Origin of the sequence: Maricaulis virginensis, assembly GCF_027922185.1 — a bacterium.
GTDB classification, from domain to species: domain Bacteria; phylum Pseudomonadota; class Alphaproteobacteria; order Caulobacterales; family Maricaulaceae; genus Maricaulis; species Maricaulis virginensis.
In genome coordinates, this window is sequence record NZ_BSFE01000009.1 from 78,025 (window position 1) to 90,596 (window position 12,572).

At 64.4% G+C, this 12,572-nt stretch carries 8 protein-coding genes; 6 read left to right on the plus strand and 2 right to left on the minus strand.

The genetic code is table 11. The features are described from left to right. Positions 1–15 precede the first annotated feature (15 nt). Positions 16–1,500: a serine hydrolase domain-containing protein gene (locus PKE71_RS14060; protein ID WP_271187624.1), complete on the plus strand. Its 1,485-nt coding sequence runs from the start codon at positions 16–18 to the stop codon at positions 1,498–1,500. Positions 1,501–1,511: 11 nt separating this feature from the next. Then, positions 1,512–3,461 (plus strand): serine hydrolase domain-containing protein, encoded by a 1,950-nt coding sequence (locus tag PKE71_RS14065; protein ID WP_271187625.1) that lies wholly within the window; start codon positions 1,512–1,514, stop codon positions 3,459–3,461. 40 nt (positions 3,462–3,501) lie between these two features. Here PKE71_RS14065 and PKE71_RS14070 read toward each other — a convergent pair whose 3' ends face one another. Continuing rightward, entirely contained in the window at positions 3,502–4,197 is a 696-nt protein-coding gene (locus PKE71_RS14070; protein WP_271187626.1) for a TetR/AcrR family transcriptional regulator, read from the minus strand. A gap of 225 nt (positions 4,198–4,422) precedes the next feature. Next, a complete protein-coding gene (locus tag PKE71_RS14075) occupies positions 4,423–6,702 on the minus strand; it encodes a TonB-dependent receptor (protein ID WP_271187627.1) in 2,280 nt (759 codons plus the stop codon). A 290-nt stretch (positions 6,703–6,992) separates the two neighbouring features. Between PKE71_RS14075 and PKE71_RS14080 the strand changes: the two genes are divergently transcribed. From PKE71_RS14080 to PKE71_RS14095, 4 genes are all read left to right on the plus strand, one after another. After that, positions 6,993–7,688, plus strand: a complete 696-nt coding sequence (locus tag PKE71_RS14080) for a TetR/AcrR family transcriptional regulator (protein WP_271187628.1) — start codon at positions 6,993–6,995, stop codon at positions 7,686–7,688. A gap of 173 nt (positions 7,689–7,861) precedes the next feature. Continuing rightward, entirely contained in the window at positions 7,862–9,529 is a 1,668-nt protein-coding gene (locus PKE71_RS14085; RefSeq protein WP_271187629.1) for an MFS transporter, read from the plus strand. Continuing rightward, a complete protein-coding gene (locus PKE71_RS14090; protein WP_271187630.1) occupies positions 9,522–10,844 on the plus strand; it encodes a protease-associated domain-containing protein in 1,323 nt (440 codons plus the stop codon). The genes PKE71_RS14085 and PKE71_RS14090 overlap by 8 nt, the downstream gene beginning before the upstream one ends. A 4-nt stretch (positions 10,845–10,848) precedes the next feature. Continuing rightward, a complete protein-coding gene (locus PKE71_RS14095; RefSeq protein ID WP_271187631.1) occupies positions 10,849–12,507 on the plus strand; it encodes a carboxylesterase/lipase family protein in 1,659 nt (552 codons plus the stop codon). Positions 12,508–12,572: the final 65 nt, after the last annotated feature.

Sequence of the window (12,572 nt, forward strand, 5' to 3'; positions counted from 1 at the left end):
GAAAGGGGAGAAACCATGCACACCAGACACGCCTGGAAAGGCGCAGCTGCGGCCCTCGCTCTGATGGCCTGCACCGGATATTCGCCCGCTCTGGCCCAACCGGCGGCACAAGGCGCCCCGGCAGAGACCGCCCGCCCGCAAATCGATGGTCTGGCAGACTTCATCGATGGGGTGATGGCGCAGCAGATCGCCAGCCATGAAATCGCCGGCGCTACCATCTCCGTCGTCCACGACAACGCGCTCCTGCTCTCGGCCGGCTATGGCTATGCCGATATCGAGGCCGGACACCGCGTCGTCCCGGAGACGACCCTGTTCCGGCCCGGCTCGGTCTCCAAACTCTTCACCTGGACCGCGCTGATGCAGCAGGTGGAAGGCGGGCAGGTCGATCTCGACGCCGATGTGAACACCTATATCGATTTCGAGATTCCGCCCTTTGAGGGGCAGCCGGTGCGCGTGCGGGACCTGATGACCCACAGCCCGGGCATGAGCGATGTCAGCGGTATCAGCGTCGCCTCGGTCGACGAGCTCACGCCCTATGGCAGCTGGATCCGACAGCACATTCCCCAGCGCCTCTGGGCGCCGGGTACCGAAATCGCCTATTCCAATTATGGAGTCGCCCTGGCGGGCTACATTGTCGAGCGCGTCTCCGACCAGCCCTTTGCCGACTACACCGAAGACCACGTCTTCACACCGCTGGGCATGACGTCCACCACATTCCGCGAACCCCTGCCGGCCCATCTGCAAAGCCGCATGGCGGCCGGCTACGAGCTGGAGGACGGACGCCTTGTCGCCCAGCCCTTCGAGCTGTTCAGCAACATCATGCCGGCCGGTTCCGGCACCTCGACCGCGCACGACATGGCGCGCTTCATCCAGGCGCTGCTCAATGGCGGCGAGCTTGACGGAACACGCATCCTGGAACCGGATTCGGTCGCGCTGCTGATGCAGGACTCCCTGCGCAATGCGCCCGGATTACCCGGCATGGCGCACGGTTTCTATGTCGTGCAGGAGAGCGGGCCGCGCCTGGTGGGCCATGGCGGCAATACTGGCGACTTCCACTCCAACCTGATCCTGGCACCGGAGGCCGGCTTCGGCTTCTTCGTGTCTGTGACAGGCGGTGATGAGAGCTCGGCAGGGCGCACAGACCTCACCAATGCGATCATCGGCCGGGTTTTCCCGCAAACACCGGCGCCGCGCGAACCGCGTGCAGAGGACGAGGCCCTGCCCGTCGGGGACTACCGCATGAACCGGCGCGACTACTCGCGGCCGCCGCGGGAGGAATACGATATCGAGGTGACAGAGGCGGGCGAGAACGCGATCCGGATCCGCTTCCTCGAGGACGTAACCTATTGGGAGCGGATCGGCCCGATGACCTACGAGAAGGTCACCGGGGCCCGGGCCGGCGGGCCTTTTGACCGCGTCCAGTTCCACTCAGGACAGGACGGCCTCGTGCTGTCGTTCAGCTACCAACCCTACATGGCCTATCACCGCGTCGCCGATTGAGGAGTTCTTTCATGTCCATGCCGACCCTGAAAACCGCCGCCTCCGCACTTGCCCTCATGGCATCCTGCATGGCCGTGCCGGCTTACGCACAATCCGGCGACGCGCCCGCCATCGTCCAGCCCGACGACTGGAGCCTCGTCCAGCGCGACGGCCTGTCCATTGTCACGGCGCCCGAGGGCAATCTCGACATTGCCGTCGTCGATGTCGGCCCGGCAGACGATGCCCTGGCCGCCGCGAACGCCGCCTGGCAGGTCTATGCACCGAACGCGCAACGCACCGTCGAGCTCACCACGCCGGCGGCATCGGAAAATGGCTGGGACCAGCGCGTGAGCATCAGCTACGCCACCTCGCCGTCCGAACAGGCAACCGTCAATGCACTGGCGCTGCGTCAGGGCGAGGCGTGGACGGTCGTCATCGTCAATGGCGCGCAGTCGACCGCGAATATCCGGTCGGCCGCGGTGTCCCTGGCACGCGATTCCGTCCAGGCCGAGGGCTATGAGCCGGAAGACTTCTCGGACCGCACCGCCCACCGCCTGACGCCGGAGCGCATCGCCCTGCTTCGCGACTTCGTCGCGGAAGCTGCAGAGACGCTGGACGTGCCGGGTGTCGGCCTTGCCCTGATCGACCAGGGCGAGGTTGTGTTCGAGGGCGGCGTCGGCGTGCGCTCGCTCAACGATCCGGCCCCGGTCGATGCCGACACGCGTTTCATGATCGCGTCGAACACGAAGGGCATGTCCACCCTCCTGCTCTCCATTCTGGTGGATCAGGGACAGCTCGACTGGGACCAGCAGGTTGTTGAGCTCTACCCCTCATTCCGGCTCGGTTCGGACAGCACGACGAACGGGACCCTTGTGCGTCACCTGCTGTGCGCCTGTACCGGTCTTCCGCGCAAGGACTGGGGCTTCATCCTCGCCGATCAGGACACGCCTGCCTCGGATGTGTTCCGGCAATTGTCGGAAACGGCCCCGACCAGCGCTTTCGGTGAACTCTTCCAGTATAACAACAACATGGCCGCCGCGGCGGGCTATGTCGGCGGCGCGCTGGCCTATCCGGACATGGAAATCGGCGCAGCCTATGACCGGGCCATGGACGAGCTGATCTTCCAGCCGCTGGACATGACCGACACGACATTCGACTTCGCTGCGGGCGAGACCGGCAATTGGGCACCGCCGCACGGGCTCGACGTCGATGGTAACCAGACCGTGATGTCGAACCACTTCAACCGCGGCGTCTACCCCTATCGTCCCGCCGGCGGCGCCTTCTCGACGGCATCGGACATGGCGCACTACGTGCAGCTGGAGCTGTCCCGCGGCCTGACGCCGGATGGCGCGCGGCTGGTCAGCGAGGAAAACCTGCTGGCGCGGCGTGAGCGTGGCGTGCAGGTCGCCGAATCCGTCTGGTACGGTATGGGCCTGTTCGACGAGGAACACTGGGGCGTGCCGGTAGTAACCCATGGCGGCACGCTGCTCGGCTATCACAGCAACTGGTATGCCCTGCCCGAGGCGGGTGTCGGGGCCGTCATCCTGACCAATGCGGATACCGGAGCTGTCATGCTGCGGCCCTTCCTGCGGCGGCTGGTCGAAGTGCTCTATGACGGGCACCCCGAGGCGATGAGCCAGGTGGAGGCCGCTGCGGCCCGCCTGGATGCACAGTCGCAAGTGCGCCGCCAGGGACTGGACATCCCGGGCGATCCGGCCGTGCTGGAAGGCCTGGCCGCCGCCTATGAGAGCCCGGGCATCGGCACCATCGCCATCTTCCAGAATGACGGCCAGACCTGGATCGAGGCCGGTTCAATCCGGGCGCCGCTGGCAACCCGCTCGAACCCCGACGGCACGGTGTCCATCGTCTCGGTTGGCCCCGGCGCCATCAGCCTGGAAGCCGAAGTCGGAACCCAGGATGGCCGCCGCACACTGACCCTGCGCGACAGCCAGCACGTCTACCAGTACACCGAAACCGACTGAGGCCGGCCGTCTTCGCCACCAGTCAGCCAGGCGTCGCCCTTCACCGCCTTTCGCCGCCCTGCGCCGCGATTGCGTGGAAGCCGGCGGCCATGAACTCGGCCATTCGCTGTTTGGCTGCCAGGAGATCGTCCGAGCGGCACACGCCGCCGGACAGCGCGTCGATCCGGCCCGTGCGGGCCAGGGTCAGCATGAAGGCGCCGGTGACGAAGTGATAGCCCCAGAACAGGTCGGTCTCGCTGCAGCCGGGCAGCGCGCGCTTGAGCAGATCGACGAGCCGGCGCACCACGGGGTCGAAGTGCTTTTCCATGATATCGGCACCCCAGTCGGGCGTATTGGCCACCTGTGCGCCCAAGGCGAGCGCATGCTTCCATTCCTCCTGGTGTTCGAGATAGAGCTCGAAGTCGGAGTCGAGGAAAGCATGCAACGCCCCTTCCACGGTGGGGGTGCCGCCACAGGCCTTTTCATAGGCTACCAGCGCTTCGGCGCGCCGTTTGCTGGACACCGGAGCCCGCCGGGCGAACACGGCATCGACCAAGGCGTTCTTGTCGTCAAAATAGTAGTGAACGAGCGTGTGATGGACCCCGGCATGAGCGGCGATGTCCTTGAGCGAGACGCCATGAAAGCCACGCTCGGCGAACAGCTGTTCCGCGGAATCGAGGATCTGCCGGATGGAATCGGCACGCCGTTCGGCCCGGCTACGGCGGGGAGTTCTCTCAGCCCGGCTTGTTGTTGCCACTTCGGTTTCCCAGTCTTCTTCCAAACCGGCGGGGATGAGACGTGCATTCCGCGCGCGCCCCGTCGGGCAGGATATAGGGTCAGGGCACCGCGAACCAAGCCGCCCGGTCAGCCCTTCCGCGCCTTGGCACCGCTGCAAGGGGCTGCACGTACCGGTTCCATCGCGGCCACGATGGAACCGGTACGCAAACGCTGGCCGTGGAAGGAACCGCCAGCGTTCCCCAAGCTAGTGCCGGTAATTCAACCGGACCCCGATCGTCCGCGGACGCAGCGTGCTGAAGCGTGCGTCGGCAAAGGCTTCGGGGTGGGAGTAGATCAGGGAGTCGTTGTCGAACGCGTTCTCGACATAGACCGTTGCCGTGAAGTTCTCACCGAAGTGAGCCCCCAGAGACGCGTTGACGGTCTGGTAGTCTTCCGTCGGAGCATAGGTCGGCGACTGGACGCCCGGCTGACCCGGTACGTTCGGGAACTGGTTCACGAAGCCGTCGACATGCCGCGCATTGACATTGGCAAAGGCCAGCGTGTCCGCCCCGATGCTCCATGCGTAGTTCACATAGATGGACCCCTGGAATTCCGGGAAAGCCATGGGAGCCCCCAGAACCGCGCCGGAAATCGCGGCCTGCGTGGCCGTCAGCTCGTCGACCTCGGCGCTGTTGAACGAGCCGTTGATGCCGATATTCAGCCCGTCAGTGGGCATGGCATTGACCTCGAACTCGATGCCCTGACTGGTCGCGCCGCCGATATTGGTCGCGAACTGTACCTGGTCGGAGACGCGATTGGCCTGGACCTGGATGTTGCTCCAGTCGATCAGGTAGGCCGCGATATTGGCCGAGAGGCGATTGTTGAACCAGTTGCCCTTGAGGCCGACCTCGAAGTTCTCGAGATCGTCCGAAACCGCACCATACGGGATGACGATGTCATTGGGATCGACCGTGCTCGGCAGGCCGCCGCGTGCATTCACCACCGGCGTCCGGAAGCCCGTTGCATAGGTTGCGTAGAGCGTGATGTTTTCCACCGGCTTGTAGGACGCGCTGAACTTGAAGGACGGACCTTCCTCGACCCCCTCATCGCCCACGGCGGCAACGTTCGGCGTCACGGTGAGCGGACCGGGAATGCCATAAATCGCGTTGACCAGGTAGTTACTGGTGTAACCGCCCTCCTCGGCAAACCCCTGCACATCCAGCGATCCGTAGCGCAATCCGCCGGTGAGCCAGAAATTGTCGCTGAAGCGGTAGGTCAGCTCCCCGAAGGCAGCCAGCTCGTTCGACACGAAGTGGCTGGAACTGCGCGAGTAGTACTCGTCAGGCAGACCGGTCATGCCGCGAGCCGCGAGGAAAGCCTCGTCGGAGCGGTAGTTATAGTCCACATCGCGGCGCTTGTAGTAATAGAAGGCACCGACGACCCAGTCCCAACGACCGTCTGTCTGTGACACGAGCCGCATTTCCTGGACGAAGGCCTCGTCATAAGCGAGCGCGTCGAGTGCGAACGGGATAGCACCGCCGAACGTCGCATCCAGATCGATGATGAAGGATTGGTCATAGTTCGAGAAGGTCGTCGAACTGGTGAAGTTGGCGAAGCCGAAGTCGTGATCCAGCGTGACATTGTAGGAGTCGAGATAGCCGGCGAAGATATCGGGACGGCGCGTGCGGCGCTGATCCCGGTCCGTACCGAGGTTCGGGTTGATCAGCTGGGAATCTTCCGGCTCGCTGGTCTCATGCAGGTACATGAAGCGAACCGACGTGTCCGGGGTCGGCTCCCATTGAAGGATCGCGCGGCCGCCATAGGACTCCAGCGTGTTTGCATTGTCCTCGCCCGTGCCGATGTTTTCGACCCAGCCTTCCTCGTTGCGGTAGAAGCCGACGACCCGCAGCGCGAGCCGGTCTTCGACCAGCGGGATGTTGACCATGCCATTATAGCGCTGGCGGAAGGAATCGCCCTCGGTCAGGCCGAAATCGACCAGAAGTTCGGCGTCGAACTCGTCGAGATCGGGACTGCGGGTGAGGATGCGCACGGCGCCGGCAAGCGACCCGGATCCGAAAAGGGTACCCTGCGGGCCGCGCAGGAATTCGACGCGCTCCACGTCGAAGAGCGTTGAGTCGAGCTGGGTCGAATTGCCGTTGGCCGAGATCGGAAGCTCGTCGATATAGACGGCCACCGTGTTCTGCAGGTTGGCGCCATAGCCATTGGTGGCCACGCCGCGTACCGAGAACGTATTGAAATTGGCGGTCGGCTTGTTGAGCACCGCGCCGGGCGTTTCCAGAGCCAGGCCCTCATAGCCGACGATCCCCTTCGTCGTCAGCTCTTCCTGTGAGAATGCGGTCACGCTGAGCGGAATGTCCTGGACGTTCATTTCGCGGCGGGTCGCCGTCACGACGATGACGTCGTCCCGATCGGATCTTTGCTGGTTTTCTTCTGCTGCCGTTTCGCCACCCGTCTGGGCAAGGGCCGGACATGGCAAGGCAATAAGAGCGACCGCGGAAACGGACGCACAGAGTACGTATTTCATCACTACTTCCTCCCCTGGTCGGTCTTTTGCCAACCTCGTTGATCACAGCATCACGCTATCGACAAATATATTCACTGACAAGTGTGTGAAGATCTTTTGAGGTGAAATTTTCGCGCGAGCCGCCGACCGGCGCACGCGTGCTGCTACATCAATGTCTTAGAGGACGGGATGAAAGCGGGGCCGGGAGCGCCCACATTGCGGCAAACCTATTGTAAGGCGACCGTCCGGGCGTTTATGACAGGCATACACGCCTTGCAGCAGGCGGACGGAATGATTCGAAAGGACAGCCTTTGGCAGCGGAACGCAAAGCCCCGCGGAAGCGTCAGACAAAGGCCGAAAAGCGCGCTGAGACGACGGAACAGATTCTCGACGTTGCCGAGTTTCTGTTCTCCCGCAACGGATTGCACGGCGTCACGCTGAAGGATGTCGCACGCGATGTCGGCGTCCATCACACGCTGCTGAACTATTATTTCAAGGACAAGCAGACGCTTTTCGACGCCGTCTTCGCGCGTCGGGCCGCCGTCACCTGCGAGCGCCGGATGAAGGCGCTGGAGGCTTACGAGGCGGAAGCCGGTGACAACCCGACCGTCGAGGGCGCCCTGCATGCCTTTCTGGACACCGACCTCGATCTCTACATCGAGGGCGGCCCGGGCTGGCGCAATTATGGCGCCTTGAGCGCCCAGGTCGCCAACACGCCCGAATGGGGCGCCGAGCTGATGGATCAGCATTTCGACCCGGTCGTGCTGCGACTGATCGGTCTGCTCAAGAAAGCCCTGCCGCACGCGTCCGAAGAGAACATCTTCTGGGGCTATCACTTCGTCAGCGGCGCGCTGATGCTGACCCTGGCGCGCACCGGACGGATCGACAAGCTGTCCGGCGGGCTGTGCAAGTCGGACGACTACGCCGCAGTCAAATCCCGCATGGCCCAGTTCATGGCCGCAGGCTTCCACAAGATCTGCGGTCCCGCCCCCGACACCGCGGACTGACGCAGCCGGCCGGATCGCCGTCTTTCCGCTTGATCTCGCCGGGATCATATTTCACTATCACGCGAGCGAATAACTTTGTTTGCGCTGTCTCCATGCGAGCGCAGCACAGACCCGCGGCGTGAAACCGGCACCAGACCGGCCCCGTGGCGGTGACATCAAGGGGAGGGCGGCCGATGGCCGACACAGCGAGCGCAGCGGCCGCTGCGAGCGATCTGAGACGCCGTGACATCAAGGTCATTGCCGCTTCGTCACTCGGCACAATGTTCGAGTGGTTCGACTTCTATCTCTACGGGCTGCTCGCCAGCTATATCTCCGCCCAGTTCTTTTCGGGCGTAAACGAGACGACCGGCTTCATCCTGGCGCTTGCCGCCTTCGCCGCGGGCTTTGCCATCCGGCCGCTGGGCTCGATCGTGTTCGGCCGCATCGGCGACCTGGTCGGGCGCAAATATACCTTCCTGGTAACGATGGGTCTGATGGGCCTGTCGACCTTCGCTGTCGGCTTCCTGCCGAACTACGCCACGATCGGCATCGCCGCGCCGGTCATCCTGGTGGGACTGCGCCTCGTTCAGGGGCTCGCCGTCGGCGGCGAGTACGGCGGTGCGGCCACCTATGTTGCCGAACACGCGCCGGACGGGCGTCGTGGTTTCTTCACGAGCTTCATCCAGACGACCGCCACGATCGGCCTCTTTGCCGCCCTGTTAATGGTCATCGGACTGCGCGGCCTGATGGGCGAGGACGCTTTTGCGGACTGGGGCTGGCGGATACCCTTCCTGCTGTCGATCTTCCTGCTGGCGATTTCCCTGTGGATCCGCTTCCAGCTGTCGGAAAGCCCCACCTTCCAGAAGATGAAGGAAGAGGGCGCAACCTCGAAGGCGCCGCTGGCAGAAGCCTTCGGGCGCTGGTCGAACCTCAAATACGTGCTCATCGCGCTTTTCGGCGGCGTCGCCGGCCAGGCCGTGATCGGCTATACGGGCCAGTTCTACACGCTCTTCTATCTGGAGCGGATCGCGGATGTGGACCCGGCGACCTCGAACGTGCTGCTGGTCATCTCACTGATCATCGCGACGCCGACTTTTGTCTTCTTCGGGTGGCTGAGCGACAAGATCGGCCGCAAGAAGATCATCATGACGGCGTGCATCCTGGCCGCGCTCACCCTGTTTCCGCTGTTCAAGGCCCTCACGCACGCCGCCAATCCGGAACTCGCCCGCGCGGTCCGTGAGGCGCCTGTCACTGTCGTCGCAGTGCCCGATGAATGCTCCGTCCAGTTCGACCCGATCGGCCGGAACACCTATGATTCCTCGAGCTGCGACATCGCGAAGGCCTATCTGGCGCGAAACGGCATCAACTACACCAATCTCGACGCCGAACCCGGTTCGATCGCGGAAATCCATGTCGGCGGCACAGTTATCGTCGCGCCCGATCCGTCTCGGCAGGACGCCGACAGCCTCGCCACGGCAATCGATGCCTTCCGTACCCAAGTCGGCGCGGAGCTGATCGCGGCGGGGTATCCCAGCGAAGCGGATCCGGCGCAGATCAACCGGCCGCTCGTCATCGCGATCATCGTCGCGATCATGCTGATGGTCACCGCCGCTTATGCACCGCTCGCGGCGATGCTCGTGGAGCTGTTTCCGGCGCGGGTGCGCTACACGTCGATGTCCCTGCCCTACCATATCGGCAATGGATGGTTCGGCGGCTTTCTCCCCACCACAGCCTTCGCCATGGTTGCGGCAACGGGAAACATCCATTTCGGCCTCTGGTATCCCGTGGTGATCGCCGGGATGACCGCCATTGTCGGCATTCTTTTCCTGCCGGAGACCTTCCGGAGAAATATCGATGCGTAGGCAGGACAGGAACAGTCTTTCGGCGACCCGGCGCGGCTTCCTGGCTGCGTCGGCCGCCACCCCTTTCATCGCCTCGGCTCCAGCTGCACCCGCCGGCACTCCCGGCGATGCCCATGACAGCATCGCCCGGGACCTGCAGCGCTATATCGGGTTCGGCAACAAGCAGTCCGGCGGTCTAGGCGACGAGGCGTGCGGCGCATGGCTGGAGGCAGAGCTGGAAGCAATCGGCTTCCAGACGCAAAGACAGTCCTTCTCCGCCCCCTGGTTCACACCGGAAACATCCGAAATCATCATCGGCGATGCACGCGCACACCTGTGGCCGCAGCCCATTGTGCAGACGACACCGCCGGACGGCCTGACCGCGCCGGCCGTCCGCGTTGACGGCAACGGGCGTTCAGACCGGCCGCTCGCCGGCGCGATAGCCCTGGTCGATCTGGCCCATGCGCGCTGGTCGTCCATGTTCTGGCCGGGCGTGGCCGGACCGGTCCGGGCGGCATTCGATCAGGGCGCGCTTGCCTGTGTCATCATCACGAACGGACCGAGCGGCAAGATCATCGCCCTGAATACGGACGGTCGCGCACCGCTCTACGACAGGCCGATCGCCTTGATGGCACCGGACGATGCCGCCCCCTTTCTTGCGGCGGCCCAGGCATCGCAACCGGTCAGTCTGACAATAACCGGACAGGGCGGACGCCGTCCGGCCTTCAATCTCGTCGGCGCACTCGACCGGGGCCGCGGCCGGTGGCTGGTCGTCTCCACCCCGCGGTCGGGCTGGTTCACCTGCGCCGGTGAACGCGGCGGCGGCATCGCGGCCTGGCTGCACATGGCGCGCTGGGCGAGCCGGCACGCGCCGGACTTTGACCTGTCCTTCGTCTGCAACAGCGGCCATGAATACCAGTATCTCGGCGCGGAAGAGCTGCTCCACAACGTGGCCCCACCGCCCGGTGAAACCGCGTTCTGGCTGCATCTCGGCGCCAATCTCGCAGCCCGGGACTGGCATTCCGGTGTCGGTGCGCGCCGCCCCCTGCCCGGCACGGACTCCCAACGCTATCTCGTCGTGAGCCCGCATCTCGTTCCGGCGGCCGCCGACGAATTCGCCGGGCTTTCCGGCCTGGAGGCCCCGTATTCCAGCGAGGAATTGTCTGCCGGCGAACTCACCAATGTGATCGAGGCCGGCTATGCGCCGGTTGCCGGCATTTTCGGCGTCCACCAATTCCATCATGTGGCGGACGATGACGCGCGTTGTGTTTCCGCCGCGGCGGTGAGCGAAACCACGCTCGCCTTTCGGCGCCTGCTTCAGCGCGCCTTGAGTTAGTCTGATGACCCGTATCGCAAAGCCCCTGAACACCCTTTCCGCGCTCGCAACGCTTCTGCTGACCGGGTGCAGCCAGCCCGAAGCGGCATCGGCGCCCCGGGTCCAGACCGCAAACGGTCTCGTGCAGGGGGTGGGCGCGAATGGCGTCGTCAGCTTCAAGGGCATTCCCTATGCACAGGCGCCGGTCGGCGATCTGCGCTGGCGTGCACCGCAGCCGGTCCTGCCCCACGACGGCGTTCTGGACGCGACGGTTTTCGGTCCCAGCTGTTTCCAGCAATCCATCCCTGCCACCAGCATCTACAACGACCCGCCATCGGCGATGTCGGAGGACTGTCTCAGTCTCAATATCTGGGCGCCGGAAGATGCAGCGGACGCACCGGTCATGGTGTGGATCCACGGCGGGTCGCTGCGCATCGGCGGCGCGGCACAGCCCATGTATGACGGTACCGTCTTCGCGGAGCGGGGCATTGTCTTCGTGTCCATAAACTACCGGCTCGGCGCGCTGGGCTGGATGGCCCACCCCGAACTCACTGCGGAGTCGCCGCACGGCGTGTCCGGCAATTACGGCCTGCTCGACCAGATCGAGGCGCTGCGCTGGGTCCGGGAGAATGTGGCGGGCTTCGGCGGCGCCCCGGGCAATGTGACCGTGATGGGCGAGTCGGCCGGCGCTTTGAGCGTGACCTATCTGCTGACCTCACCGCTTGCCGAAGGCCTGTTCGACAAAGCCATCGTCCAGAGTACGAATCTGCGTGCCTTTCCGGAACTGGACCGGGCTGTCTTCGGCCTGCCCTCCGCGGAGGATACCGGCCTGCAAATGGGCCATGCCCTGGGGCGCACGACCCTCGCCGGCCTGCGAGAGATGGATGCCGAAACACTGACGCAGGAAACCGCGCGTCTCCGGTTCAACAGCCAGGGCACGGTCGATGGATGGGCCCTGCCGGGACAGATCATCGATGTGCTGGACCGCAACAAGCAGGCGCCCGTGCCGCTACTGGCCGGCTTCAACAGCGACGAGCTGCGAACCCAGCGCATTCTGGTGCCAGCGGTACCGGACACACCCGAAGCGTATGAGCAGCTCATCCGGTGCGGATACGGGGAATACGCAGACGCGTATCTGGCGATCTATCCCCCTGACGACCCGGAACGGGCGACCTTCGATGCTTTCCGCGACACGATCTACGGCTGGGCCGGCGAACACCTCGTCCGATCCCAGACCGACATCGGAGCGCCCGCCTATCTGTACATGTTCGACCATTGCTATCCCGCCGCCGAAGCACTCGGCATTTGCGGCTTTCACGCCAGCGAACTGCCTTTCGTGTTCGGCCAGACCGGCGAGACTGCCGCGCTGACCGCGAACTGGCCAGCGCCAGGCGGTGACACGGATCAGGCACTGTCCGCAGCCATGATCGACTACTGGGTTTCCTTTGCCGCGACCGGCCAGCCGGTCAGCGAGGACGGGCCGGACTGGCCGTCCTATGCGCAGGAGCAGTCCTTCATGCACTTCGACGGCACGCCGCGTCTCGAACGCGACCCGGTCCCCGGCATGTACGAATTCCACCGCGACTGGGTCGCACGGCAACGCGCCCGCAACGAGCAATGGTTCCTGCAGGTCGGGATCAATGCGCCGCAGATCTGCCAGACCGCGGGAGCTGCCGAAGAATAGCCGCGGCAATCCGGCGGGGCCCCGGCGGAATGTTATTCACACACATTAGAATGAATATTGACATC

Bases quoted from the DNA above. Each gene is read 5' to 3' on its own strand.
- PKE71_RS14060 (WP_271187624.1), top strand. From the start codon at position 16: ATGCACACCAGACACGCCTGGAAAGGCGCAGCTGCGGCCCTCGCTCTG.
- PKE71_RS14065 (WP_271187625.1), top strand. From the start codon at position 1,512: ATGTCCATGCCGACCCTGAAAACCGCCGCCTCCGCACTTGCCCTCATG.
- PKE71_RS14075 (WP_271187627.1), bottom strand. From the start codon at position 6,702: ATGAAATACGTACTCTGTGCGTCCGTTTCCGCGGTCGCTCTTATTGCC.
- PKE71_RS14085 (WP_271187629.1), top strand. From the start codon at position 7,862: ATGGCCGACACAGCGAGCGCAGCGGCCGCTGCGAGCGATCTGAGACGC.
- PKE71_RS14090 (WP_271187630.1), top strand. From the start codon at position 9,522: ATGCGTAGGCAGGACAGGAACAGTCTTTCGGCGACCCGGCGCGGCTTC.
- PKE71_RS14095 (WP_271187631.1), top strand. From the start codon at position 10,849: ATGACCCGTATCGCAAAGCCCCTGAACACCCTTTCCGCGCTCGCAACG.